This window comes from Enterobacter cloacae complex sp. ECL414, from assembly GCF_021869685.1.
GTDB classification, from domain to species: Bacteria; Pseudomonadota; Gammaproteobacteria; order Enterobacterales; family Enterobacteriaceae; genus Enterobacter; species Enterobacter kobei.
In genome coordinates this window covers 1,105,987-1,132,619 of sequence record NZ_CP091481.1, presented here as the reverse complement: position 1 = coordinate 1,132,619, position 26,633 = coordinate 1,105,987, and the positions used below count along the sequence as shown (strand labels likewise).

The 26,633-nt window shown below is 56.5% G+C and carries 23 protein-coding genes and 1 other annotated feature; of the genes, 10 read left to right on the top strand and 13 right to left on the bottom strand.

The genetic code is table 11. The features are described 5' to 3' along the window. Window positions 1-13 precede the first annotated feature (13 nt). Together L3068_RS05200 and L3068_RS05195 are read left to right on the top strand one after the other, a co-directional pair. Window positions 14-928, top strand: a complete 915-nt coding sequence (locus tag L3068_RS05200; RefSeq protein WP_008499312.1) for an SPFH domain-containing protein — start codon at window positions 14-16, stop codon at window positions 926-928. Continuing rightward, the gene (locus L3068_RS05195) at window positions 925-1,377 is read left to right on the top strand and encodes an NfeD family protein (protein WP_023332259.1); all 453 of its coding nucleotides are present in this window, start codon (window positions 925-927) and stop codon (window positions 1,375-1,377) included. Before L3068_RS05200 ends, L3068_RS05195 begins: the two co-directional genes overlap by 4 nt. On the opposite strand, the gene cueR is transcribed toward L3068_RS05195, so the two are convergent. Beyond that, window positions 1,374-1,784 (bottom strand): Cu(I)-responsive transcriptional regulator, encoded by a 411-nt coding sequence (gene cueR / locus L3068_RS05190; RefSeq protein ID WP_014882822.1) that lies wholly within the window; start codon window positions 1,782-1,784, stop codon window positions 1,374-1,376. The two genes, L3068_RS05195 and cueR, sit on opposite strands and share 4 nt — an antisense overlap. A 108-nt stretch (window positions 1,785-1,892) precedes the next feature. Here cueR and copA point away from each other — a divergent pair, with 108 nt between their 5' ends. The 3 genes from copA (at window position 1,893) to ybaK (ending at window position 5,915) form a co-directional block, all read left to right on the top strand. Beyond that, window positions 1,893-4,391: a copper-exporting P-type ATPase CopA gene (copA, locus tag L3068_RS05185; RefSeq protein ID WP_023332258.1), complete on the top strand. Its 2,499-nt coding sequence runs from the start codon at window positions 1,893-1,895 to the stop codon at window positions 4,389-4,391. 50 nt (window positions 4,392-4,441) lie between these two features. Beyond that, entirely contained in the window at window positions 4,442-5,236 is a 795-nt protein-coding gene (locus L3068_RS05180; protein ID WP_014882820.1) for a TraB/GumN family protein, read from the top strand. A gap of 199 nt (window positions 5,237-5,435) precedes the next feature. Further along, entirely contained in the window at window positions 5,436-5,915 is a 480-nt protein-coding gene (gene ybaK, locus L3068_RS05175) for a Cys-tRNA(Pro)/Cys-tRNA(Cys) deacylase YbaK (protein WP_117581143.1), read from the top strand. An 89-nt stretch (window positions 5,916-6,004) separates the two neighbouring features. On the opposite strand, the gene ushA is transcribed toward ybaK, so the two are convergent. Beyond that, window positions 6,005-7,657, bottom strand: a complete 1,653-nt coding sequence (ushA, locus tag L3068_RS05170) for a bifunctional UDP-sugar hydrolase/5'-nucleotidase UshA (RefSeq protein WP_014882818.1) — start codon at window positions 7,655-7,657, stop codon at window positions 6,005-6,007. Between the two features lie 164 nt (window positions 7,658-7,821). On the opposite strand from ushA, the gene L3068_RS05165 reads away from it, so the two are divergent. Continuing rightward, complete coding sequence (locus L3068_RS05165; RefSeq protein ID WP_117581145.1) at window positions 7,822-9,024, top strand: MFS transporter; 1,203 nt, start codon at window positions 7,822-7,824, stop codon at window positions 9,022-9,024. A 232-nt stretch (window positions 9,025-9,256) separates the two neighbouring features. Continuing rightward, on the top strand, window positions 9,257-10,933 hold the full coding sequence (gene ybaL, locus L3068_RS05160; protein ID WP_023336830.1) for a YbaL family putative K(+) efflux transporter: 1,677 nt from the start codon (window positions 9,257-9,259) through the stop codon (window positions 10,931-10,933). Between the two features lie 91 nt (window positions 10,934-11,024). Here the strand turns inward: ybaL and L3068_RS05155 are convergent, their stop codons facing one another. The 9 genes from L3068_RS05155 to L3068_RS05115 all read right to left on the bottom strand — a co-directional run bounded on the left by L3068_RS05155 (window position 11,025) and on the right by L3068_RS05115 (window position 20,390). After that, entirely contained in the window at window positions 11,025-12,329 is a 1,305-nt protein-coding gene (locus L3068_RS05155) for an inosine/guanosine kinase (protein WP_023336829.1), read from the bottom strand. A 62-nt stretch (window positions 12,330-12,391) separates the two neighbouring features. Continuing rightward, on the bottom strand, window positions 12,392-13,354 hold the full coding sequence (hemH, locus tag L3068_RS05150) for a ferrochelatase (RefSeq protein ID WP_014882814.1): 963 nt from the start codon (window positions 13,352-13,354) through the stop codon (window positions 12,392-12,394). A 124-nt stretch (window positions 13,355-13,478) separates the two neighbouring features. After that, a complete protein-coding gene (adk, locus tag L3068_RS05145) occupies window positions 13,479-14,123 on the bottom strand; it encodes an adenylate kinase (protein WP_006809841.1) in 645 nt (214 codons plus the stop codon). 194 nt (window positions 14,124-14,317) lie between these two features. Beyond that, complete coding sequence (htpG, locus tag L3068_RS05140; RefSeq protein ID WP_023332254.1) at window positions 14,318-16,192, bottom strand: molecular chaperone HtpG; 1,875 nt, start codon at window positions 16,190-16,192, stop codon at window positions 14,318-14,320. 110 nt (window positions 16,193-16,302) lie between these two features. Beyond that, on the bottom strand, window positions 16,303-16,908 hold the full coding sequence (gene recR, locus L3068_RS05135) for a recombination mediator RecR (RefSeq protein WP_014882812.1): 606 nt from the start codon (window positions 16,906-16,908) through the stop codon (window positions 16,303-16,305). Beyond that, window positions 16,908-17,240: a YbaB/EbfC family nucleoid-associated protein gene (locus tag L3068_RS05130; RefSeq protein WP_014882811.1), complete on the bottom strand. Its 333-nt coding sequence runs from the start codon at window positions 17,238-17,240 to the stop codon at window positions 16,908-16,910. Before L3068_RS05130 ends, recR begins: the two co-directional genes overlap by 1 nt. Window positions 17,241-17,294: 54 nt before the next feature. Further along, window positions 17,295-19,220, bottom strand: coding sequence for a DNA polymerase III subunit gamma/tau (dnaX, locus tag L3068_RS05125; RefSeq protein WP_014882810.1), 1,926 nt, complete (start codon window positions 19,218-19,220; stop codon window positions 17,295-17,297). Then, window positions 17,901-17,965: a sequence feature (DnaX frameshifting element), on the bottom strand. Its footprint overlaps the gene before it by 65 nt. An 88-nt stretch (window positions 19,221-19,308) precedes the next feature. Next, on the bottom strand, window positions 19,309-19,860 hold the full coding sequence (gene apt, locus L3068_RS05120) for an adenine phosphoribosyltransferase (protein ID WP_000127359.1): 552 nt from the start codon (window positions 19,858-19,860) through the stop codon (window positions 19,309-19,311). Window positions 19,861-20,012: 152 nt separating this feature from the next. Continuing rightward, window positions 20,013-20,390 carry a DUF454 family protein gene (locus tag L3068_RS05115; protein ID WP_117581147.1) on the bottom strand — a complete coding sequence of 126 codons (378 nt, stop codon included), beginning with the start codon at window positions 20,388-20,390 and terminating at the stop codon, window positions 20,013-20,015. Between the two features lie 50 nt (window positions 20,391-20,440). On the opposite strand from L3068_RS05115, the gene priC reads away from it, so the two are divergent. Continuing rightward, the gene (priC, locus tag L3068_RS05110; RefSeq protein ID WP_014882808.1) at window positions 20,441-20,968 is read left to right on the top strand and encodes a primosomal replication protein N''; all 528 of its coding nucleotides are present in this window, start codon (window positions 20,441-20,443) and stop codon (window positions 20,966-20,968) included. 14 nt (window positions 20,969-20,982) lie between these two features. Further along, window positions 20,983-21,168 (top strand): pleiotropic regulatory protein RsmS, encoded by a 186-nt coding sequence (gene rsmS, locus L3068_RS05105; RefSeq protein ID WP_014882807.1) that lies wholly within the window; start codon window positions 20,983-20,985, stop codon window positions 21,166-21,168. 1 nt (window position 21,169) lies between these two features. Here rsmS and mscK read toward each other — a convergent pair whose 3' ends face one another. After that, on the bottom strand, window positions 21,170-24,517 hold the full coding sequence (gene mscK, locus L3068_RS05100) for a mechanosensitive channel MscK (protein ID WP_032637303.1): 3,348 nt from the start codon (window positions 24,515-24,517) through the stop codon (window positions 21,170-21,172). A 112-nt stretch (window positions 24,518-24,629) separates the two neighbouring features. Continuing rightward, window positions 24,630-25,283, bottom strand: a complete 654-nt coding sequence (acrR, locus tag L3068_RS05095) for a multidrug efflux transporter transcriptional repressor AcrR (protein ID WP_014882805.1) — start codon at window positions 25,281-25,283, stop codon at window positions 24,630-24,632. A gap of 141 nt (window positions 25,284-25,424) precedes the next feature. On the opposite strand from acrR, the gene acrA reads away from it, so the two are divergent. Continuing rightward, window positions 25,425-26,618 carry a multidrug efflux RND transporter periplasmic adaptor subunit AcrA gene (gene acrA / locus L3068_RS05090; protein ID WP_014882804.1) on the top strand — a complete coding sequence of 398 codons (1,194 nt, stop codon included), beginning with the start codon at window positions 25,425-25,427 and terminating at the stop codon, window positions 26,616-26,618. Window positions 26,619-26,633 lie beyond the last annotated feature (15 nt).

Below are 26,633 nucleotides of genomic sequence, written 5' to 3'. Positions count from 1 at the left end.
ACAGGAGGTTTTTATGCTCATCGTTGTTCCTGTCCTTATCTTCGTTGCGCTGGTTATCGTCGGCGCAGGCGTCAAAATTGTCCCTCAGGGTTATCAGTGGACCGTCGAGCGCTTCGGCCGCTATACCAACACGCTACAGCCTGGCTTGAGCCTGATTGTCCCATTCATGGACCGCATCGGTCGCAAGATCAACATGATGGAACAGGTGCTGGATATCCCTTCTCAGGAAGTGATCTCCAAAGATAACGCCAACGTTACCATTGATGCCGTCTGCTTTATTCAGGTGATTGATGCGCCGAAAGCGGCCTATGAGGTGAGCAACCTGGAGCTGGCGATCGTTAACCTGACGATGACCAACATCCGTACCGTGCTTGGCTCGATGGAGCTGGACGAGATGCTCTCCCAGCGCGACAGCATCAATACCCGCCTGCTGCACATTGTCGATGAGGCCACGAACCCGTGGGGGATCAAAGTCACCCGTATCGAGATCCGCGACGTGCGCCCGCCGGCAGAACTGATCGCCTCCATGAACGCCCAGATGAAGGCTGAGCGAACCAAGCGTGCCTATATTCTGGAAGCCGAGGGGGTGCGTCAGGCCGAAATCCTCAAAGCGGAAGGGGAAAAACAGTCGCAGATCCTGAAAGCGGAAGGCGATCGTCAGTCCGCATTCTTACAGGCAGAAGCGCGTGAACGTTCTGCAGAGGCGGAAGCCCGCGCGACCCAGATGGTATCCGAGGCGATTGCCGCCGGTGATATCCAGGCCGTGAACTACTTCGTCGCGCAAAAATATACCGATGCACTGAAAGAGATCGGCTCCGCGAACAACAGCAAAGTGGTGATGATGCCGCTGGATGCCAGCAGCCTGATGGGCTCTATCGCAGGGATTGCCGAACTGATTAAAGACAGCGGAAACGAGCGTAAAAAATGATTGAACTGATCGTCGCACATCCTCATGCGTTCTGGCTAAGCCTCGGTGGCTTACTGCTGGCCGCCGAGATGCTGGGCGGCAACGGTTACCTGCTGTGGAGCGGTGTTGCCGCGGTCATTACCGGCCTGGTCGTCTGGCTTCTGCCGCTTGACTGGGCATGGCAGGGGGCGCTGTTTGCCGTGCTGACGCTGGTGGCCGCCTGGCTGTGGTGGCGCTGGCTGAACCGACAGGTAAGCGAACAGAAACCGCTGGATGCCCACCTTAACCAGCGCGGACAGCAGATCGTCGGCAAGCGTTTTACGCTCGACACCCCGCTGGTAAACGGGCGCGGGCATATGCGCGTAGGTGACAGCTCGTGGCCGGTGGTGGCCGACGACGACCTCAGCGCCGGAACACGGGTTGAGGTCATTGCGGTAGAAGGCATTACCCTGCGGGTAAAAGCCTGTTAAGCGTGGGTTTTGCGGTGGCAGCAGCCGGCAAGATTGTCGATAATCGGGCAGTCGGCGCTGTCATCACCCGGACAGGAATCCGCCAGCTGTAACAGCTGTTCACGCATCGACTGTAATTCGATGATATGGCGTTCGATCTCCGCCACTTTTTCCAGCGTGCGTTTTTTCACGTCGGCACTGTGGCGCTTCGGATCGTTAAACAGGTTTACCAGCTCGCCGCACTCTTCCAGGTTAAACCCCACCTGCCTTGCCTGGCGCAGTAACGTCAGTTCATCAAGATGCCGTTGCGTGTAGCTGCGGTAGCCGTTTTCACTGCGCAACGGCGGCGTTACCAGCCCTTTCTCTTCATAAAAGCGAATGGCTTTGCTGGTTAAGCCGGTTTTTTTTGCCACGTCACTGATATTCACATTTCCCCCTTGACCTTCCCCTTGATGGAAGGTTTAACCTTCATAACAGTTAGCGAAAAGCGTTACTCCGGTCAACAACTGACCAGTTCATTATACGGGAGTTTTGTTATGTCTCACACTATTGACCTGACGCTGGACGGCCTCTCCTGCGGCCACTGTGTCAAACGCGTTAAAGAAAGCCTGGAACAGCGTCCTGATGTTGAAAGCGCTGAGGTGACTATCGACCATGCCGCCGTGACCGGCAGCGCCAGCGCGGATGCGCTGATCGATACCATTAAACAAGCGGGTTATGGGGCGGAGCTGAGCCACCCAAAGGCTAAACCGCTGGCAGAGTCATCATCCCCGTCGGAAGCACTGACAGCGGCCACTCCTGAGCTTCCGGCAGCGGATGATATTGATGACAGCCAACAGCTGCTGATCAACGGTATGAGCTGCGCCAGCTGCGTCTCCCGGGTACAAAATGCCTTACAGGCGGTACCGGGCGTCGCACAGGCACGGGTAAACCTTGCGGAGCGTACTGCGCTGGTGATGGGCAGTGCCTCCGCCGCAGAGTTAGTGCAGGCCGTGGAGAAAGCGGGCTACGGCGCAGAGGCCATCGAAGATGATGTCGAACGCCGCGAGCGCCAGCAGGAAACGGCTATCGCCACCATGAAGCGCTTCCGCTGGCAGGCGATTGTCGCCCTGCTCGTGGGGATCCCGGTGATGGTGTGGGGCATGATGGGTGACAACATGATGGTCACCGCCGACAACCGCACGCTGTGGCTGGTGATTGGTCTGATTACCCTTGCGGTCATGGTGTTTGCAGGCGGCCATTTCTATACCAGCGCCTGGAAGAGCCTGAAAAACCGCACCGCGACGATGGATACGCTGGTCGCACTCGGTACCGGCGCGGCGTGGCTCTATTCAATGAGCGTTAACGTCTGGCCGCAGTGGTTCCCGATGGAAGCGCGCCATCTCTATTATGAAGCGAGCGCGATGATTATCGGCCTGATTAACTTAGGCCATATGCTGGAAGCCCGCGCCCGTCAGCGCTCCTCCAAAGCGCTGGAACGATTACTCGATTTAACCCCGCCGACGGCCCGCGTGGTCACGGACGAGGGGGAAAAAAGCGTCCCGCTGGCGGAAGTGCAGCCCGGCATGACGCTGCGTTTGACCACCGGCGATCGCGTGCCCGTTGACGGCACGATAACCCAGGGTGAAGCCTGGCTGGATGAAGCGATGCTGACCGGGGAACCCATCCCTCAGCAGAAATCCGACGGCGATGCCGTCCATGCCGGCACGGTCGTTCAGGATGGCAGCGTGCTGTTCACCGCCAGTGCGGTTGGTAGCCATACTACGCTGTCGCGTATTATCCGAATGGTGCGCCAGGCTCAGAGCAGCAAGCCGGAGATTGGCCAGCTTGCTGACCGAATCTCGGCCATTTTTGTGCCGGTGGTGGTCGGTATTGCCCTGCTGAGCGCGGCGATCTGGTATTTCTTCGGCCCTGCGCCACAGATTGTCTACACCCTGGTGATTGCCACCACCGTGCTGATTATTGCCTGCCCATGCGCGCTTGGCCTGGCCACGCCGATGTCCATTATCTCCGGCGTAGGCCGTGCCGCCGAATTTGGCGTGCTGGTCAGGGATGCGGACGCACTGCAGCGGGCCAGTACGCTGGATACGCTGGTGTTTGATAAAACCGGCACGCTGACCGAGGGGAAACCGCAGGTTGTGGCCGTGAACACCGCAGGCATCGCGCAGGAGGACGCGCTGCGTCTCGCCGCCGCGCTGGAGCAAGGCTCCAGCCACCCGCTGGCGCGCGCCATTCTCGAGAAAGCGAATGCTGCGGCTCTGCCGCAGGTCAGTAACTTCCGCACGCTGCGCGGGCTCGGTGTCAGCGGTGAAGCCGAGGGGCATACGCTGCTGCTGGGTAACCAGGCCTTGCTCAATGATAATGGTATTGATACCGCGGCGCTGGAAACCGAACTGAAAGCGCAGGCATCTCAGGGGGCAACCCCGGTTCTGCTGGCGGTGGATGGCAAAGCCGCTGCCCTGCTGGCCGTGCGCGATCCACTTCGCCAGGACAGCGTGGATGCCCTGGCGCGTCTGCACCGCGCGGGCTATCGCCTGGTGATGCTGACCGGGGACAACCCGACGACGGCAAACGCTATTGCGAAAGAAGCCGGTATTGATGAAGTCATTGCAGGCGTTCTGCCGGATGGCAAAGCGGATGCGATTAAGAACCTGCAACGCCAGGGACGTCAGGTGGCGATGGTGGGCGACGGCATCAACGATGCCCCGGCGCTGGCCCAGGCAGACGTCGGTATCGCCATGGGGGGCGGGAGCGATGTTGCCATTGAAACCGCCGCCATCACGTTGATGCGCCACAGCCTGATGGGCGTTGCCGATGCGCTGGCCATTTCGAAAGCCACGTTGCGCAACATGAAGCAGAACCTGCTGGGGGCATTTATCTATAACTCGCTCGGTATTCCAATTGCCGCCGGCATTTTGTGGCCGCTGACCGGCACGCTGCTTAACCCGGTGGTTGCAGGTGCGGCAATGGCGCTCTCCTCCATCACCGTGGTGAGCAATGCCAACCGCCTGTTGCGCTTTAAACCGAAAGATTGAACCTTGTTCTCGTACGCGCTAGCATGAACCTTTCCGTTTATGGAGCGCGTATGAGCCTGTTTAATCGTATAAAAACCTCGTTTCGCGCCCTCTTTCCCCGCCGTTATGCGTGGCCCGGCCTGGATATCTCCCTGCCCGGCGGTCAGCACCTGCATCTGGTTGGCAGCATCCATATGGGTACGCAGGATATGTCACCTCTGCCCCCCGGTCTGATAAAACGGCTGAAGCGCGCCGACGCGCTGGTCGTCGAGGCGGATATTTCGGGCCAGGAGTCACCGTTTGCCGGGCTTGAAAGCGATCTGACCCTGGCGGAACGTCTGGACGAAGCCCAACTGGCGGAACTGACGCGAGTCGCCGATGAAACCGGCGTGTCGCTCTCCATGATTGACGCCCTGCCGCTCTGGCAAATTGCGATGGTGCTACAAGCCACGCAGGCGCAGCGACTGGGTCTGCGCGGTGACTACGGTATTGATTACCAGCTGCTCAATCTGGCAAGAGCGCGCAATCTGCCCATCATTGAACTGGAAGGAACGGACAGCCAGATTGCGCTCCTGCGTCAGCTTCCGGACGACGGCCGCATGCTGCTGGATGATACGCTGACCCACTGGCACACCAACGCACGTCTGCTGCAAACCATGATTGGCTGGTGGCTGGATGCGCCGCCAGCAGACGGAAAGCTGGCGCTGCCGTCAACGTTCAGCGAATCGCTGTATGATGTGCTGATGAATGCGCGCAACAATGCCTGGCGAGAGACGCTGCATGCATTACCTGCCGGGGAATACGTGGTTGCGGTCGGGGCGTTACATTTGTACGGAGAAGGGAATTTGCCGTCGCTGCTGAAATAAAAAAATGGCCAATATCTCTATTGGCCCGTCAAAGAGGAATTTCATCGTTTTTATTATGCCGAAGGAGACCTTCGGTTGAGCCGATTGTCGCTCAAAGTGACCATCACTGCCAATACTATTGCGCAAGATGGTGCTATTTTTTAGACAAACGTCAGGCGTATGCTGTTGGCATGATTTGTCTGTCGTAAGAAGGATAGCTATGACTCCCGCCGTTAAATTACTCGAAAAAAACAACATTTCTTTCCGGATCCACACTTACGATCACGATCCGAATGAAACCAACTTTGGCGACGAAGTGGTGCGCAAACTGGGGCTGAACGCTGACCAGGTCTATAAAACGCTGCTGGTTGCGGTGAACGGCGATATGAAACATCTCGCCGTGGCGGTCACGCCCGTCGCCGGACAGCTCGATCTCAAGAAAGTGGCGAAGGCGCTGGGGGCGAAAAAGGTGGATATGGCAGATCCGATGGTTGCGCAACGGACCACCGGCTACCTGGTGGGCGGGATTAGCCCGCTGGGGCAGAAAAAACGCCTGCCGACGCTGATTGATGCCCCTTCGCAGGAATTTGACACGATCTATATTTCAGGCGGCAAACGCGGGCTGGATATCGAGCTGGCGGCGGGCGATCTGGCGAAAATGCTGGACGCGAAGTTTGCGGATATTGCGCGCCGGGGTTGAGAAAATTGCCCGGTGGCGCTGCGCTTACCGGGCCTACGATTCGAATGTAGGCCGGGTAAGGCGAAGCCGCCACCCGGCAAAATACCAGACTACTGCCAGCTCACCTCACCCTTCGGCTCATACGCGTTCACGTCAATCGGTGAATTCTGCTCGATGTACTGCTTCAGCACTTCCGCATCAATAAAGCCGGTATTCACATAGCCCGGTTTATTATCAATATGCGGATAACCGTCGCCGCCGGTGGCGTTAAAGCTCAACGTCGCCAGACGGTAGGTTTTTGCCGGGTCGACCGGTTCGCCTTTGATCTTCAGATCATTCAGCTTGCCGTCTTTTGCCACAAAGCTGACGTTGGCAAACTGCGGATAGGCCCCGGAATCCGGCTTCATCTGCGCGACGGCGGTCAGGTAGTCAATCGCCTCTTTGCCGGTCATGTCGGCATAGACCACTACGTTACCAAACGGCTGCACCTTCAGGACATCCTTGTAGGTGATATTTCCGCCTTCAATAGAGTCACGAATGCCGCCCCCGCTCATCACGCCAAAATCAGCACCGGTGCGCGCCATTTGCGCCGCCAGCACCAGGTGTCCCATGTTGGTCTGCACGAAGCGGACTTTGCTGCGGTCTCCCTCCAGACGACCATTCAGCGTGCCGATTTTCACATCCAGCTGCGCTTTGCCTTTGTTCTGGAACGGTGTCAGCAGGGAGAGCATCTGCGGGTTCTCAGCGATCTCTGGCGTGTAAAGTACGCGCTCACTTTTCCCGTCCGGGTAGGTCACTTTCTTCTTCAGGTTGACCGGAATGAGCTGGTAGTGCACCAGTTTCATCTCGCCGTTACGGAACTCAAAGTCAGCCCGGCCCACGTATTTACCCCATTCGTGGGCCTGCACAATCCAGATACCGTTCTGACGGTCCGGCGCACACGGCGTGCCCGGCACGTAATCCACCTGTTTTTTATTCTCGGATGCCATGCACACCGGATCCTGTGAGTGACCACCCACAATCATGGCCAGCGAGCCCGCAGGCAGGCTGCGCGCCATCTCCACGTCGCCGGGTGCATTGGAGCCGTGCTCACCGTTGTCGTAGTGCCCCATGTGCGTGGTGGCGATAATCACGTCCGGCTTTTCGTTCTGCTGCAGTTCCTGAATCACCAGCTTCGCTTCGTCTGCCGGTTTGCGGAATTCAATATCCGTAAAGAACTCGGGATTGCCGATTTTTGCCGTATCGTCGGTGGTTAAGCCAATGACTGCGATCTTCAAATCCTGACGCTTAAACAGCGCCCAGGGTTTGAACAGCCGTTCGCCGGTGCTTTTCTGGTAAATGTTGGCGGAGAGGAAGGGGAATTTGGCCCATTTTTCCTGCTGACGCAGCACCGTCAGCGGGTTATCAAACTCATGGTTACCGACGGCCATCGCGTCGTAGCCAATCAGATTCATGCCACGGAAATCCGGCTCGGCATCCTGTAAATCAGATTCCGGCACGCCGGTATTAATATCACCGCCTGAGAGCAACAGCACGCTGCCGCCCTGGGCTGCCACCTCTTTGCGAATGCCGTCCACCAGCGTTTTTTGCGCCGACAGACCATATTCGCCATATTCACTGCGCCAGAAATGACCATGATGATCGTTGGTATGCAGGATGGTGATTTTATAGGTTTTATCTTTTTCATACGCCTGCGCGGGCAGGCTTACCAGACCCCATGCGGCGATGAGCGCCAGCGCGACGCCCCGCTTCATTAACTTCATCTTCTCTCTCCCTGACCAATAGACAAAGGCAAAAATTACAGTGACTCACAATAATAGACAAATAAGTTTTCAGAATTGCGACTTTCTTCAAATGTCCCGGGCGGGTATGTTAGTCGGATAATAATTACACCCTGCATCTCTAATAACAAAACAACGTGGTATTTATGGCAATCAGCGAATCAACCCCGGCGTCGCCGCCAAAATCGCGCACCTCTTTTAAGGTATTAGGCGCAATCAGTCTTTCGCACCTGCTCAACGACATGATCCAGTCGTTGATTCTGGCAATTTATCCGCTGCTGCAGTCCGAGTTTTCGTTAACTTTCGTGCAGATCGGGATGATCACCCTCACCTTCCAGTTGGCTTCCTCGCTGCTGCAACCGGTGGTGGGCTACTGGACGGACAAATACCCGATGCCGTGGTCGCTGCCGATTGGCATGTGCTTTACCCTGAGCGGTCTGGTATTGCTGGCGATGGCTGGCAGCTTTGAGGCGGTGTTGATTGCTGCCGCGCTGGTGGGTACCGGGTCGTCCGTCTTCCACCCTGAGTCCTCACGCGTGGCGCGTATGGCCTCCGGCGGCCGTCACGGGCTGGCGCAGTCACTTTTCCAGGTCGGCGGTAACTTTGGCAGCTCCCTCGGCCCCTTGCTGGCGGCGGTGATTATCGCCCCGTATGGCAAAGGGAACGTGGCGTGGTTTGTGCTGGCCGCACTGCTGGCGATTATCGTGCTGGCGCAGATCAGCCGCTGGTATGCCGCTCAGCATCGCGTAAATAAGGGGAAACCTAAAGCGAAGATTATCAATCCCCTGCCCCGGAATAAGGTCATTCTGGCGGTTTCCGTACTGCTGGTGCTGATTTTCTCGAAATACTTCTACATGGCAAGCATCAGCAGCTATTACACCTTTTATCTGATGCAAAAATTCGGATTATCGGTACAAAATGCGCAAATCCACCTGTTTGCCTTCCTTTTCGCGGTTGCTGCCGGAACGGTTATTGGCGGGCCGGTGGGCGATAAGATTGGCCGGAAATATGTTATTTGGGGCTCTATCCTCGGTGTCGCGCCGTTTACCCTTATTTTGCCGTATGCCAGCCTCGAATGGACGGGCATTTTAACCGTGATCATTGGTTTTATCCTCGCCTCGGCATTTTCCGCCATTCTGGTCTATGCCCAGGAGCTGTTACCGGGCCGTATCGGTATGGTTTCCGGACTCTTTTTCGGTTTCGCCTTCGGTATGGGCGGGCTTGGTGCAGCGGTGTTGGGGATGGTCGCGGATCACACCAGCATCTTCCTGGTTTATAAAATCTGCGCTTTCCTGCCACTTCTGGGGATGTTGACCATATTCCTGCCTGATAATCGTCACAAAGCGTGAATTACAGGTAGCCAAAGTAAAACTTTGGCTACCTGCCCCCCTTATGCCATAAGGGTTTCCTCTCCATCCCTGACCTGAATTTATCAATATGCGCTTTTTTACGCGCATATTGCCGTTTTATTCAAACTTCAACAATTATTCATAAACATAAGGGCAAAAATTGTCATAAACTATTACCTGGTCTTTTGGTATTCACGCCAAAAATGGAACACTCACCGCGAAAGGAGACGGAATGCACCACGCCACACCGCTTATCACCACCATTGTTGGTGGACTTGTGCTCGCTTTTATCCTTGGCATGATTGCCAATAAACTGCGTATTTCTCCTCTTGTCGGCTATTTATTAGCGGGGGTTCTGGCGGGACCGTTTACGCCAGGTTTTGTCGCGGATACCAAGCTGGCGCCTGAGCTGGCGGAATTAGGCGTGATTCTGCTGATGTTTGGTGTTGGCCTGCACTTTTCCCTGAAGGACCTGATGGCGGTAAAGTCGATCGCCATACCTGGCGCGATCGCCCAGATAGGGGTGGCGACGCTGCTGGGGATGGCGCTTTCGGCCGTGCTGGGCTGGTCGTTGATGACCGGTATCGTATTTGGGCTGTGTCTCTCAACCGCCAGTACCGTGGTGCTGCTGCGCGCGCTTGAAGAGAGACAGCTGATAGACAGCCAGCGCGGGCAAATCGCGATAGGCTGGCTGATTGTGGAAGATCTGGTGATGGTGCTGACGCTGGTGCTGTTGCCTGCCGTCGCCGGAATGATGGAAAAAGACAACATCGGCTTCGCCTCGCTGGCGCTGGATATGAGTATCACCATAGGTAAAGTGGTGGCGTTTATCGCCATCATGATGCTGGTGGGCCGTCGTCTGGTGCCGTGGATCCTGTCCCGCAGCGCGGCGACCGGCTCCCGCGAGCTGTTTACGCTTTCCGTGCTGGCGCTGGCGCTGGGGATCGCGTTTGGCGCTGTTGAACTGTTCGACGTCTCCTTTGCCCTGGGCGCGTTCTTCGCCGGAATGGTGCTGAACGAGTCTGAGCTGAGCCACCGCGCCGCGCATGACACCCTGCCCCTGCGTGATGCCTTCGCCGTGCTGTTCTTTGTCTCCGTCGGCATGCTGTTTGATCCGATGATTCTGGTTCAGCAGCCGCTGGCCGTGCTGGGCACGCTGGCGATCATTATCTTCGGTAAGTCGCTCGCCGCCTTCTTCCTGGTGCGGATGTTCGGCCACTCCCCGCGTACGGCGCTGACGATTGCCGCCAGCCTGGCGCAGATTGGTGAGTTCGCCTTTATCCTCGCGGGTCTGGGTATGGCTCTGAACCTGCTGCCCCAGGCCGGGCAGAATCTGGTGCTGGCGGGGGCAATTCTGTCGATTATGCTGAACCCGGTCCTGTTTGCCCTGCTGGAAAAATACCTCGATAAAACCGAAACGCTGGAAGAGCAGACGCTGGAAGAAGCCATCGAAGAGGAGAAGCAGATCCCGGTGGATATCTGCAACCATGCGCTGCTGGTCGGCTTTGGTCGCGTGGGCAGCCTGCTCGGTGAGAAGCTGATGGCGCAGGGCATTCCGCTGGTGGTGATTGAAACCTCACGCACCCGCGTTGATGAACTGCGCGAGCGTGGTATACGTGCGGTACTGGGCAATGCGGCGAACGAGGAGATTATGGCGCTGGCGCATCTGGACTGCGCGCGCTGGCTGCTGCTGACTATTCCGAATGGCTATGAAGCGGGCGAGATTGTAGCCACCGCGCGTGAGAAATGCCCCAATATTGAGATTATCGCCCGGGCGCATTATGACGATGAGGTGGAGTACATCACCGAGCGCGGTGCGGATAAGGTAGTGATGGGCGAACGTGAGATTGCGAACACGATGCTGACGCTGCTGGCGAAACCGCCGGTTGAAGAGGCTGCTACGGGGTAAGATTTTTGCGGTCTGATGCCCTCACCCTGGCCCTCTCCCACGGGGAGAGGGAACAAACACTAAAAACGGCAACCGGGTTGCCGTTTTGCTTTTACCTGTCCCAATAAGCCTCTTCGAGGCTGTCTTCCCGTTCCGGCAGGCCACGCGTTAAGCGCGGTGAATGCTGGTTCAGCACCTGATAGCTCACGCGGTTCGCGTACTTACACACCTGCGCCAGCGACGAATAGGTCAGCCAGTTGAACTTGTGTTTGCTGGAGTTTGGTACGTTGGTTTTGTGGTAGGCATTGGCGGTAATGTCGTGCAGCAGTGCTGCCAGCGCGCCGTCACCCGCCCCGTTGGTGTTCATGATCTTCTCCGGTCCGCCCATATAAGGCGCAATGTGGGAGTAGATACGCAGCGGGTTGAGGCAATCTTTATGGCGCATACCGCGGCTGAACTCGTACTGGTTGAACTCGGCAATCGCGCCAGGGAGCAACGGGTGCTGGGTTTTGCGTTTGCTCTCTTCTTCCGTAAAGCCCGCCATATAGAGCCCGACGGGGCCGGCAGTGCAAAGCACCAGATCCACCCAGTCCAGCGCTTTGTCAGAGGCCAGCAGCGGATCGCTCTCACCGGTGAGCGCTTCGGCCTCTTCTTCGTTCATCGCCAGAATTGAGACGTGCTCTTTCAGGAACGCCTGCCACCACTCGGGGTTATCGGCAATCACGAATTTGGTGCCCAGCGTGAGAACCACCGGCACGTCGTACTTTTTGGCGTACTCGATCGCTTTCATGGTCGCTTCCGGCATCGGCTCGCCCGGCTTGCAGCGTACCAGATAGGAGGTCAATACCAGCGCAGAGGCACCCGCAATCACCGCTTCCGGAATACTCTCGGCGCGCAGCTTATTCATATGACCCGGGCTGATGGCAAAAGTCCGTTCGCCAGATTCGCCGATCAGCGTAAAGCAGCGACCAATGGGCCCGTTAACGCCCTGAAGATAGTTCAGATCGGTACGGCTGGAGGTGTTGCACAAATAGCGGTAGGCATAACCACCGATTTCAATGTTACTGCACATCACGCCGAGCAGTACCGAGCGGTCATCGGCCAGCACGGAGTAGTTGTGCATAGTGTTACCGATGGTCCCCCCGGCAAACTGATGGGTAATGAGATTTTCACGCACCAGCTCCTGGTACAGCGCTTCGGCAACGTCGTCTTCGATCACCAGGGAGTGACCGGCGCTCAGACCATAACGGGCGACAAACTCATCATCCACTTTCGCTTCAATGTCCACCAGCGTCTGGTCGATACCAACGACCCAGGCGGCGCTGGTTTCATTTTCAGGCTGGATTTGCTGCAGGAGCGGATCGCGCGCATCAACGGGAAAGTAGTGTTTGGATTTACGTTTACCGGGAAATTTCATGGTCTGAACTGTATGAAGAATATGGGCCGGGAATGGTAGCACAAACCCGGCCTGGAGTGCGATCAGCGGCTGTTCGTCACCAGCGAGACCATCATGTCAATATGTTCAGGCGAGTCGTTAAGCGCCGGAATGTACTCGTACTTTTCGCCGCCAGCCTCAAGGAAAAATTCCCGGTTTTGCACCGCGATCTCCTCCAGGGTTTCCAGGCAGTCCGCCGAGAACCCTGGCGACATCACCTGAATGTGCTTAACCCCCTTCTCGCCAAGCATTTTGAGGGTTTCATCGGTATACGGTGTCAGCCACGGCTCGCGACCGAAGCGCGACTGGAAGGTCATCATCACTTTTTCCGGCGGCAGGCCGAGGGCAGAAACCAGCTCACGGGTGGTATCGCGGCAGCGCTGCGGATAATCATCCCCTTCGTTGGCGAAACGCTGTGGGATCCCATGATAGGAGAGCAGCAGCAGATCCGGCTCGCCGTGCTTTTCAAACGACGCGCGCGCGCTGTTGGCAAGCGCCTTGATGTAGAGATCGTTATCGGCGTAATCGCGAATAAAGGTCACGCCAGGAATGCGGCGACGGGTCGCCAGAATGCGCGCCAGCTCGTCCCAGACGGCGGCCACCGTCGAGCAGGAGTATTGCGGGTAGAGCGCCAGCACCACGATATGGTCTACACCCTGCGCCAGCAGTGACTCCACCGCGCTTTCCAGGGACGGTTTTCCGTAGCTCATGCCGAGCGCGACGGGCATATCCGGCAGGCGGGCGGCCAGCGCTTTTTCCTGACGACGGCTGTAAACCATCAGCGGCGAGCCCTCCTCCATCCAGACGGACTGATAGAGTTTGGCGACGCGCGGAGAACGAATCGGCAGAATCACGCCACGCAGCAGCGGCCACCACAGCAGTCTCGGGAAATCCACAACGCGCGTGTCGCTTAAAAATTGTCGCAGGTAGCGTTTTACCGCGTCTGATGTAGGTGCTTCTGGAGTGCCCAGATTGGCAAGCAGGATGCCGGTTTTCGCCTGACTCATTCACGCCTCTTAACCATTTGATAGGTTGTCAATTGTAGCGGAAATGCGTTTAAACGAAACCCATTGCTGTAATAGGTAAGGTGAGAATATTTCTCACCCGGGGACCCGGGTGAGAGGCGCGCGATTAGCCGAGGATTTTTTCCAGCTCTGCACGTACGTCAGCCACGGCTTTGGTGCCGTCGACTTTGGCGTATTTGGTGTTACCCGCCTGCGCTTCTTTGGTGTAGTAGCCGATCAGCGGCGCGGTCATCTGATGGTATTCCACCAGGCGTTTACGCACGGTCTCTTCCTGATCGTCTTTACGGGTGGTCAGCTCTTCGCCGGTCACGTCGTCTTTACCTTCAACCTTAGGCGGGTTGAATTTGATGTGGTAAACGCGGCCAGAAGCAGCGTGTACGCGACGGCCAACGATACGGTCAACGATCAGCTCGTCCGGTACGTCGAACTCGAGAACGTAGTCCACGTTGATGCCCGCTTCTTTCATGGCGTCAGCCTGAGGAATGGTGCGTGGGAAGCCGTCCAGCAGGAAACCGTTACGGCAATCTTCCTGAGCAATGCGCTCTTTGACCAGCGCAATAACCAGCTCGTCGGTTACCAGCTTGCCTGCGTCCATGATGTCTTTCGCTTGTTTACCCAGCTCGGAGCCAGATTTTACAGCGGCGCGCAGCATGTCACCGGTGGAGATTTGCGGAATACCGTATTTCTCCATGATGAACTGAGCCTGAGTTCCTTTACCCGCGCCCGGAGCGCCAAGCAGAATAATACGCATTGCGAAAATCCCCTCAAATGTCGTTTCAATTTTTCAAAAGCGCTAAACAATACCACCAGAACGGACATCGCTCAAGGAAGGCGGGAAGGCTGAAACGGTTAACGGGGGGAGATAATTTGGGTGAGTGCGGTCTGGGCCCTCACCCCGGCCCTCTCCCACGGGGAGAGGGAGAAGACCAGGGGAGGCGTGGTCAGTTACGCCAGAAGCAGCGCATTCACACGTTTAATGAACAGGTTAGGGTCTTCCAGCGTGCCGCGCTCGGCCAGCAGGGACTGATCCAGCAGCAGCTCAACCCACTCGGCAAAGCGTGCTTCGTCCTGGGTATCCGCCGCGCGTTTCACCAGCGGATGATCCGGATTAAGCTCAAAGATATATTTCACTTCCGGCACCGCCTGGCCCGCCGCAGCGAACAGTTTCGCCATCTGAGTGCTCATTTCGTCGGCATCGGTCGTGACAATGGCCGGGGTATCGGTCAGACGGTGAGTGAAACGTACCTCTTTCACACGGTCACCCAGCAGGGTTTTCACGCGCTCAACGAACGGCTCCAGCGCCTTCTCGGCTTCTTTCGCGCTTTCATCTACCTCATCCGCCAGCTTGTCGATGGACTCATCGGCTTTTGCAACCGACTGGAACGCTTTACCGTCGAACTCGGTCAGGTAGTTCATCATCCACTCGTCGATGCGGTCAGACAGCAGCAGCACTTCGATGCCTTTCTTGCGCAACAGCTCCAGGTGCGGGCTGCTCTTCGCCGCCGCGTAGCTGTCGGCGGTGATGTAGTAGATCTTCTCCTGCCCTTCTTTCATGCGGGAGACATACTCTTCCAGCGACACGGTCTGCGCGGAGGAGTCGGTGTGCGTGGAGGCGAAGCGCAGCAGCTTAGCAATGGTTTCAACGTTTGCGGTGTCTTCTGCCGGGCCTTCCTTCAGCACCAGGCCAAACTGTTTCCAGAAGGTCTGGTATTTTTCCGCATCGTCTTTCGCCAGTTTTTCCAGCATCTGTAGCGCACGTTTGGTCAGGGCGTTGCGCAAGTTACGGGTGACGGTGCTGTCCTGCAGGATCTCGCGGGAGACGTTGAGCGGCAGATCGTTAGAATCGATCAGGCCGCGCACGAAGCGCAGGTAGTTCGGCATGAACTGCTCGGCGTCGTCCATGATGAAGACGCGCTGCACGTACAGCTTCAGGCCGTGCTTGTGATCGCGGTTCCACATATCCCATGGGGCCTGCGCCGGGATGTACAGCAGGCTGGTGTACTCCTGCTTCCCTTCCACGCGGTTGTGGCTCCAGGTCAGCGGGTCGGTAAAGTCGTGGGCGATGTGCTTGTAGAACTCGTTATATTCGTCGTCTTTAATTTCAGACTTGTTGCGCGTCCACAGCGCCTGCGCCTTGTTGATTTTCTCCCAGGAGACCACGGTTTCGCCGTCTTTCTCTTCCTGTTTTTCAATCTCAACCGGCAGAGCGATGTGATCGGAATATTTGCTGATGATGGAGCGTACGCGCCAGTCGTTCAGGAAATCATCTTCCCCTTCACGCAGGTGCAGGGTGATTTCAGTCCCGCGGTCTGCTTTGGTGATGTCGTCAACGGTGTACTCACCTTCGCCTTTGGATTCCCAGAGCACGCCGTTCTCCGCGCTGTCGCCCGCCGCACGAGTACGCACGGTGACTTTGTCCGCCACGATGAACGCTGAGTAGAAGCCCACGCCGAACTGACCGATCAGCTGGCTGTCTTTCGCCTGGTCAGAGCCCATGGACTCAAGGAACGCTTTAGTGCCGGATTTGGCGATGGTGCCGAGGTGGTCGATCACCTCGTCGCGGTTCATCCCAATGCCGTTATCAGCGATGGTCAGGGTGCGGTTCTCTTTATTGAAAGAGACGCGCACGCGCAGCTCGCCGTCGCCTTCATACAGATCCGGGTTAGACAGCGCGCGGAAGCGCAGCTTGTCCGCCGCATCGGAGGCGTTGGAAATCAGCTCACGCAGGAAGATTTCTTTGTTGGAATACAGGGAATGGATCATCAGGTGCAGAAGCTGTTTTACTTCTGACTGGAAACCACGGGTTTCTTGTCCTTTCATCTAAGTCGACCTCAACAATGCCATTTAATGGGGTTGTAAAACGTTGAGTGAGAGATGGGGATAAGGGAGAGAAATTTCAAGCGGAGGCCGCGAACGCAGCCTCCGTTTGGTCAGAAAATAATCTTGTGACGCCCGGCCAGAGAGTGCGACAGCGTGGTGCCGTCCACCATCTCCAGCTCACCGCCCACCGGTACGCCGTGGGCGATGCGGCTGGCGTCAACGCCGTACTGTGAGCACAGCTCGGCGATGTAGTTGGCGGTTGCTTCCCCTTCCACCGTTGGGTTGGTGGCGAGGATCACCTCTTTAATCGTTTCGGACTCAAGACGCTGTTCAAGGCGGTCAAGACCGATATCGTCCGGGCCGATACCGTCCAGCGGGGAGAGATGCCCCATCAGCACGAAATAGCGGCCGGAAAACTGCCCGGTTTGTTCGATGGCATAGATGTCCGCCGGACTCTCCACCACGCAAATCTGACCGTTCTCCTGACGACGCGGATTCGAGCAGATGTTACACACATCCTGCTCGGTAAAGGTGCGGCAATCCGCACAGTGACCAATTTCTGACATCGCGCGGGTCAGAGCCTGCGCCAGGCGCATCCCGCCGCTGCGATCGCGCTGCAAAAGGGTGAACGCCATGCGCTGCGCCGACTTCGGGCCAACGCCCGGCAGGCAGCGCAGAGCTTCCATTAACTGCGTGAGCAGCGGACTGGTTTGCATCAGAATGGCATCTTAAAGCCCGGCGGCAGCTGCATACCGCTGGAAACAGAGGCCATTTTCTCTTTCTGGGTTTCGTCGATACGGCGCGCAGCATCGTTAAACGCGGCAGCAACCAGATCTTCCAGCATCTCTTTGTCGTCTTCGAGCAGGCTTGGGTCGATTTCAACGCGACGGCAGTTATGCGCACCGTTGATGGTCACCTTGACCAGACCGGCACCGGATTCACCCGTGACTTCCATCTGAGCGATCTCTTCCTGCATCTTCTGCATTTTTTCCTGCATCTGCTGAGCCTGCTTCATCAGGCCACCCAGACCGCCTTTTCCACCAAACATAGGCTTCTCTCTTCTTTCACGTTTAAGGATTACAACCGTAAGTCAGACTCACGATCAAATGGGGCGAATACTCTCTTCATCCAGATCGGCGTCGAAGAACCGGCGCAGGGTCTGAATGTTGTTATCCGCAATAATCGCCTCGCGCGCCTGCGCGAGTTTCTCTTCATAAATGGCCTGGCGCCACTCAAGCGGCGTTTTCACTGCCGGATTATCATCTTCAATGATAGTCAATTCAACCGGCGCACCCTGTAATGTGGCGAGCGCCTCGGCCAGCGCCTTTTGCGCGCCTGGCGAATTCAGGTGTCGCTGACCAGGACGCAGGTGTAAACGCACCTGATTACCGTCCTGCTCTTTCCAGGCGTTCAGCGCAACCTGCTCGACCAGCTTCGGCAGCTGGAGTTTGCTGACCTCAGCGGCCCAGGCATCGCGGGCAATAGATTCTTCTGCGAGCTTCGCGGAAAGCTCCGGCGTTTTCTCATGCTCCAGCGCCTTTTTCAGCGCTTTCGGCGTAGCGACCTCTTCCTTTACCGTTTCGACAACGGTGGTCGCCTTCCAGCGGTATGCCTCTTCTTTCGCCGGGGCTTTCTGCTCGAGCGCGGACGGTGCCGGGCGCGACTGTACGCGCTCCGTTACCGAGGCCAGTCGTTCAAGCGCGGCGTTGTTCACCGGCCGCGCTCTTCCTGGCGCTGCCGGTTCACTCTTTTTTGGTTTGGTTACTCCCTGCGCACGCTGCAACTGACTGCGAGCGGCAAGCACCGAACTGGTGGCATCCGACAGCGGCACGTTTTGCGGCGGCGGTGTCGGCTGCGGTGGCACCTGCTGAGGTGACATCACCGCCGTTGGGGCGACCGGGGCAAAAGACTGCCGCGGCGCTTCCGGCTCCGGCAGCGGCATGCGCGGGTGGAACGCCAGCGCGCGCAGCAGCGTCATTTCTACGCCCATCCGGGGATCCGGCGCGTACGGTAGCTCTTTACGGCCAATCAGCAGGGTTTGGTAATAAAGCTGTACATCGGCAGGCGGCACGGTGCGGGCAAGTTCACGCATCCGCTGTTCAATGGCGGCCATATCTGCGCCAATTGCCGACGGAGAAAGCTGCAGCATCGCCACGCGGTGCAGCAGGCTGAGCATCTCAACCAGCAGCGCTTCCCATTCAATCCCCCGGCCAGCAGCAGCATTGACCAGCGTCATGACGCGCTCACCGTTGGCGGCAATCATCGCTTCGATGAGTGAAAGCGCCTGATCGTCATCCAGCGTACCGAGCATGGTGCTGACTGCTTCGGTAGAGAGCTTACCGTCACCGCTGGCAATCGCCTGGTCGGTCAGACTCAGCGCATCACGCAGGCTGCCGTCCGCTGCACGTGCCAGCAGTTGCAGGGCGCGCGGCTCGTGGACGATCTTCTCTTCATCGAGAATGTGTTCGAGCTGGGCGCGGATCTGTTCTACGTCCAGAGCCTTCAGGTGGAACTGCAGGCAGCGGGACAGAATGGTGACCGGCAGCTTTTGCGGATCGGTCGTCGCCAGCAGGAATTTCACGTGCGCGGGCGGCTCTTCCAGCGTTTTCAGCAGGGCGTTAAAGCTGTGGCGCGACAGCATGTGCACTTCATCGATCAGGTAGACCTTGAAGCGACCGCGCGCCGGGGCGTACTGCACGTTATCCAGCAGATCGCGGGTATCTTCGACTTTCGTGCGCGAGGCGGCGTCGATCTCGATCAGATCGACAAAACGCCCCTGCTCGATCTCCCGGCAGTTATCACACACGCCGCACGGCGTGGCGGTGATCCCGGTTTCGCAGTTGAGACCTTTCGCCAGCAAACGGGCAATTGAGGTCTTACCGACGCCGCGGGTGCCGGAGAAAAGATAGGCGTGATGGATGCGACCTAGCGACAAGCCGTTCGCCAGGGCCGTCAGCACATGCTCCTGACCGACAACGTCAGCAAAGGTTTGTGGTCGCCATTTACGGGCTAACACCTGATAACTCATGGGCAGGCTCTGCAACGCTGGAAGGTGAATTTATGGAGGGGAATGCTATCACAACCTCACCTATTGAGCGAGGTTGTGAAAACCGGGATTAATGACCCGGGAATGGCACCAGGCTGTAGCTGGTAATGCCCTGTTTTTCCAGGCGCTGTTCGCCGCCGAGATCGAACAGGTTAATGATGAACGCCGCGTCGGTCACTTCGCCACCCAGACGACGGATCAGCTTCACGGTCGCTTCGATGGTGCCGCCGGTCGCCAGCAGATCGTCCACCACCAGCACTTTGTCGCCAGGCTTGATCGCATCAACGTGGATTTCCAGCTGATCGGTGCCGTACTCCAGCTCGTAGCTCTCTGCGATGGTTTCACGCGGCAGTTTGCGCGGTTTACGCACCGGCACAAAACCCACGCCCATTGCCAGCGCAACCGGTGCGCCAAACAGGAAGCCACGGGCTTCGGTACCTACTACTTTGGTGATCCCGGCGTTTTTATAACGCTCGACCAGCAGTTCAATGCTGAGCGCGTACGCTTTCGGGTCTTCCAGCAAGCTGGTGACATCACGGAAAAGAATGCCAGGTTTTGGATAGTCCTGGATGCTTTTGATGCTGTTTTTCAGATATTCAAGCTGCTGTGCAGTTGCGGTCATCGGTTTGTGCCTAAATGAAACAGTGTTACTCACGACGCGCAACGGAGTGGGTAAAGGTAACAATCGTTTAACCTTTAACCAGGCGCGCCTGTGCTCGAAAACGGTCGAATTTACTGGCTGTACGCAATAATTGCAACAGCCATTATGAGGCTTCAGTGCTTTTGTTGCTTTTCATCAACCACGGGGATCCGCCACATGAAGATAAGCAGGCAGGTCAGAATGATCAGCAGCAGGATCCGCACCCACATCATTTTCACCAGCCATAATGAAATAGCAAAGGTAATGAGGATCACCGTAATCGCGCGCGGCTTCGCGCCGGGCGGCATGGCACGGTGTTTTTGCCAGTGGCGCAGGTAGCCACCAAACCATGAGCGATAAAGCAGCCAGTGGTGAAAACGCGGCGACGAGCGGGCGAAGCACCAGGCTGCCAGCAGGATAAACGGCGTGGTGGGCAGTAAGGGTAAAACCACACCCAGTGTACCCAGCACTACCGCGAGCCAGCCAATGATGATTAAAATAGTACGCTGCATAATGCGAATCGTTATCAAACTGAACGGCTACTTTACCACTGGAGAGCGTTTTGAAAACAGCCTTGCTTCTGGAGACGCTGCAAAAACAGTTGACCACCCTGCGAGCAGAGGCCACCCCACTGCTGGGGCACGCCACGCTGAAGCCGCGCTTTGATCGGCAGCTTTTTCGTACCCGCAGTACGGTCATTCAGGATTACCTGGCTGAGGCGCAGACCCACCTTGACGAGCTTTGCCATGCGGTTGAAAGTGAACAGCAGGAACAGGTGGCGTGGCTTGCAGAGCATCTCACTGAGCAAATCACCGCCCTGCATCGCGAAATTGCCGCCTGGCCGCTACGCGCCTGGGACAGCGGCTCGCCCGGACTCGGCAAATGGCAGCGCAAGCGGCTGGAGAATCAGGAGTTTGAACGCCGACTGTTTGAGATGAAACGTGAGCGCGAAGTGCGGCTGAATAACAGCGAAACGCTGGAAGAACAACAATTATTGATGCGCGAGATTAGCGCCCTGGAAGGCCGCATTGTGCGCTGCCGTCAGGCGCTGGATGAGATTGAACGCGTCATTGAACGTTTGACCCGCTAACAGGAGCCACACCCATGTCACTGGAAAATGCACCCGATGAGGTCAAGCTGGCCGTCGATTTAATTATGCTGCTGGAGAATCATGATATTCCCGCCGAAACGGTGCTGAAAGCGCTGGCGATTGTGCAGCGGGATTTCGAAGGAAAGGTGAAGGCCAGTAGCCCTCACCCTAACCCTCTCCCACAGGGAGAGGGAAAATAGATTAAGCCGGAGTGGGATCGTCACCTTTAATGTCGCGCTTCACTTCCGTATGCTCATCACCTTTTTCGTTACGCAGGTGAACTTCAAGCTGGTTGAAGGCGATATTAATATCGTTTTCACGGCACAGGCGATCGATAGACCGGTTAAGCTCATCTACCGTGTAGCTACGGTCACGCAGTTCACGCACGTATAAACGCAGTTCATGATCCAGCGTGCTTGGCCCGAAGGTGGTGAAGAACACCGCCGGAGCCGGATCGTGCATCACTTTCGGATGTTCTGAGGCTGCCTTCAGCAGCACCTCTTTCACCTTCTCCAGATCCGATCCATAGGCTACGCCCAGGCGGATCACCACGCGCGTCACCGTATCAGAGAGCGACCAGTTGATCAGACGCTCGGTCACGAACGCCTTGTTCGGGATGATCACCTCTTTGCGATCGAAATCGGTAATCGTGGTGGCACGAATGCGGATCTTGCTGACCGTACCGGAGAACGTCCCGATGGTGACGGTATCGCCAATTCGCACCGGACGTTCGAACAGGATGATCAGACCGGAGACAAAGTTACCGAAGATCTCCTGCAGGCCAAAACCCAGACCTACCGAGAGGGCGGCCGCCAGCCACTGGAGTTTATCCCACGAGACGCCCAGCGAGCCGAATACCGTCATCGCCCCGACAATAATGATGACGTAGTTCAGGATCGTGGTGATAGCGTACGACGCCCCCTGACGCAGGTTTAGCCGCGAGAGGACCAGCACTTCCAGCAGACCCGGCAGGTTGCGAATCAGCGCCCAGGCTACCACCGACGACACCAGCGCAAACAGCAGGCTGCCCATGGTGACGCTTTTCATCACCGCAGCGCCAGCTTCGGTGCCGTTGTACTGCCAGAGGGTGATGCTGTCGAGGTAGGCGAAAACGGTAATTAAATCAGACCAGATAGCCCAGAACATCACCGCAAACAGCGCGATCATCACCAGCATAGTGATACGCAGCGTCTGCTGGTTGACCTGCTCCAGCGCGATGGTCGGTTCTTCCTGTGGCTCCGCCCCTTCGGCGCCCTCTTTCACCTGATGCTGACGACGCGCGATGGCACGACGGTAAGCAATACGGCGAGCCGCGACGCTTAACCCGCGCAGTACGGTTTGATAGAGCAGATTCCAGACGATCACCAGATAGACCGTTTCGATCCAGCGCCCGGACAGACGCAGCGTGGTATAGAAGTAGCCCGTCGCCGTAAGCACCATCAGCGCCAGCGGAATGATCGCCAGTACCGTCACGGTGGCCAGACGAATATTGTGGGACTCTTTATCACGCCAGCTATCGCGGCACATCGGCCACATGAGGATGGCAATCAGCAGCAGGTTCAGCATAATGACCAGCTGACCCAGCACATCATCCATCAGATGCAGCGGAGACAGTTCAGAAACAACTGACCAGAAGTGAAGCGGCAGAAGCGCCAGGCTGACACGTACAATCTGTCGACGCCAGTGGCTGGTCAGTTGGGCAGGCATGTTGAAATGACGGACCGCAACGCCGTCTTTCTCCAGGACCTTCCAGCACAGGCCAAACACCAGCCAGAACAGCGCCAGTTTTTTGCTGAATGCCCACAGCAGATCGCTGACGTTAAGCTGCATGGTGAGCAGAATCAGGCCTACCGCCAGAATAATCAGGCACACCGGCAGGGCGCGAATAAGGTCGATCAGAATCGCTTTTGGCGTATGGAGCTGGCTGTCGTTGCGCAGTTGCCCCACTTCCGAGGCCAGCTTCGCCTGGTACTGTTTAAGCCATTTCAAACGCCAGCGAATCAGACCGGCAATCAGCAGCAGAGGTAATCCCGCCAGGAAAGCAATCATTACCGCAGGCCAGGCTTTCTCCCAGTTCACGGTGATTTTCATGCTCTTGATCTGCGTTTTCAGCTGTTCAGGGAAGGACTTCACCCAATCCCAGTCCATCGGCTTGTTGCTGTTCACCCAGAAAATTTGCTGCGTCAAAATCTCCTGCAGGCTTTTGGAAACGCTGACCAGCTGCTGCTGGTTGATCTGCAGGTTGATGGCCATCATCAGCTGGTTGCCCAACTGTTTGTTGAGCTGATCCAATAGCTCACGGCGCATATCGACGACCTGGAGCAGCGCGTCATGCACTTCCGGGTTCACGTCGCTGGAATGACCCTCTTCAATTTTGGCGACGAAGTTATCGCTCTGGAAAAGGGCATCACGCTGCTGATTCACGTCAAATTGTTCCAGACGCAAATCCGCAATGCGGTTAGTCATGTCTTCCAGCTCGTCGGCGGACGGCAGCGTCTGCTGCTGCTGGTAGAGAATACGCGACAGCAGGAGGCTACCTTTCAGGACCGCGATCTGTTCTTTGATGTTGCGTTCCGCCTGCAGCGCCCGATCCAGCCAGTTTTTCACTTTAATGTTTTGCTGAACCAGCGAGTTGCCGTTTTCCGTCGCCAGAATCAGACGCTGACTCAGCTGATGGTTAGCCTCAAGCTCCTGTTTCACCAGCGGGTTGGCCTGAATACGGGCCGTTTCATCCGGCGATACCGCTTCCTGGGCCGTTTTTTCCGTCAGGGTCAGACGCTTACTATTTACCGCTTCCTGCAGCAGCTGAAGCTGGTGTTCCAGACGATTAATATTCGCCGTGACGTAATCACGCTGTTTCTGGAGCGTGTCCTGCAGCACCGTATTCCCTTCCAGGCTTTTACGCTGCTGTTCAATTTGCGCATTGAGTAATGACTGCTGAACCAGTAGCAGAGTTTGCTGCGTTGGGCGAAGCGTCCCTTCCCCCACCGTCGTACCGTTCAGGCGGTTGCGGATCTGCTGCAGCTGCTGAGACGCGGTATACATCGCATTTTGCACGCGCTCGGGCTGGGTTTGCAGAGAGACGAGCTGACTGTTGTAGGTCGCGAGGTCGGACTGCGCGGTTTGCAGATCGTCGAGCAATTGGGCAACGCGTGACTCCAGCTGACGCAAAGAAAGCGTGGCGAGCGTCTTACGCGTTTCGTCGTCGTTATCGACGTCACTCAGCGCATTCAGCGCTTCCGTGGCCTTGCGCATGTTCTCAGGCGCCTGCGCCACCTTCTGACGAAGCTGGGTGGTTTCTGCTTTAACGCGCTCAATTTTATCAATATTTTCCAGCGTCTCTGTCAGATCCTGCTGGGTGAGTTTCTCCTGCGGAGAGAGCTCTTTTTGTTTGTTCAGGGTGTCGAGTTGCGACTGAACATCACTGCGTGAGGGGATATCCGTACTGTTATCTGCGCGGGCCCACGAAAGCGGTCCGGTGGAGAAGAAAAACAGCATAGCAAAGAGCAATGCAAAAACAGGATGTTGCGAGCGATTGATGGGCAGCATAGTTGTGAATGATGTCAGCAGATGACCGATAATAGTCCGGCGTGAAGAATATCACGCTCGTCTGAAGCAGAATAGCGTGAACGTTATCCTCTAAGATAAATCCTGGAATGGCTCAGGCGGGTAACGAAGGGGCATCGCTGCGCAGCGTCGGGCAGAACTGACACATTTCCAGTAAAATCGCGACATAGCTGCGTGCTTCCTGCTTGAGGTCAAAGGAGTCCGGCGCAAAAAGCCAGTTTTCCATCAGGCCCGAAATATAGCTGCGCATCAGGATAGCCGCCCGACGAGTCAGTAAATTAGCCGGTAACAGCTTCGCCTGCATACACTGGGTGAGCGTTTGTTCAATGCGGTCATAACTCTCCAGGCACAAACTACGCTGCGCCTGCTGCACCACCGCCATCTCGCCCACGAACTCGCATTTATGAAAAATAATTTCCATCATTAATCTGCGACGTTCTTCAACTACCGTAGCTTCAAGGATATATACTAATATCTCTCTTAATACTGAGAGTGGATCGTCAGGGAATTTTGCCCGATACTCACTCTCAAGATCGCTAATGCTGGACTCTGAAAGCTCCCAGATTTCACTGAACAGATCTGACTTATCTTTAAAATGCCAGTAAATCGCACCCCGAGTCACGCCAGCAGCCTGAGCAATTTGTGCCAACGAGGTTGATGAAACACCCTGCTGAGAGAACAAACGTATTGCCACATCAAGGATATGTTGTCGGGTTTCCAGCGCTTGTTGTTTAGTTTTTCGTGCCATAGGTGAGTGAATTTACAGGAGTCAGATTTACATACATTTGTGAATGTATGTACCATAGCATGACGATAATATAAACGCAGCAATGGGTTTTTGGACTCAGGACCATTGATCAATTTGAAATCGGACACTCGAGGTTTACATATGAACAAAAACAGAGGGTTAACGCCTCTGGCGGTCGTTCTGATGCTCTCAGGCAGCTTAGCGCTAACAGGATGTGACGACAAACCAGCTCAACAAGGAGCTCAGCAGGCGCCAGAAGTCGGCGTAGTGACACTCAAATCTGAACCTCTGCAGATCACCACCGAATTACCTGGCCGTACCAATGCCTATCGCATTGCGGAAGTTCGCCCTCAGGTGAGTGGCATTATCCTGAAACGTAACTTTACCGAAGGCGGTGATGTGAAAGCCGGTGAGTCTCTGTATCAGATTGATCCCGCGACCTATCAGGCCTCTTATGAAAGCGCCAAAGGCGACCTGGCAAAAGCGCAAGCCGCCGCCAAAATCGCCCAGCTGACGCTGAACCGTTATCAAAAACTGCTCGGTACGAAGTACATCAGTCAACAGGATTATGATACCGCTCTGGCCGATGCCCAGCAGGCTAACGCCGCCGTGGTGGCCGCCAAAGCGGCCGTCGAAACCGCACGTATTAATCTGGCCTATACCAAAGTGACCTCCCCTATCAGCGGTCGTATTGGTAAATCTTCCGTCACGGAAGGGGCGCTGGTACAGAACGGACAAACCACTGCGCTGGCTACCGTGCAGCAGCTTGATCCGATCTACGTTGACGTGACCCAGTCCAGCAATGATTTCCTGCGCCTGAAACAGGAGCTGGCTAACGGCACCCTGAAACAGGAAAACGGCAAAGCCAAAGTGGAGCTGGTGACTAACGACGGTATCAAGTTCCCGCAGGAAGGGACTCTGGAGTTCTCCGATGTGACGGTCGACCAGACTACTGGTTCCATCACCTTACGGGCGATTTTCCCGAACCCTGACAAAAATCTGCTGCCAGGTATGTTCGTTCGGGCGCGTCTGGAAGAAGGCACCAATCCAACCGCACTTCTGGTTCCACAGCAGGGTGTGACCCGTACGCCACGTGGCGATGCGAGCGCGCTGGTTGTCGGGGCGGATGACAAAGTCGAAATGCGCAACATTACCGCCACTCAGGCGATTGGCGATAAATGGCTGGTGACGGAAGGTCTGAAAGATGGCGATCGCGTGATTGTTACTGGTTTGCAAAAAGTTCGTCCTGGTGCGCAGGTCAAAGCACAGGAAGTGAAATCTGACGATAAACAATCTGCTTCGGCCGCTGACCAGTCAGAACAAACCAAGTCTTAACTTAAACAGGAGCCG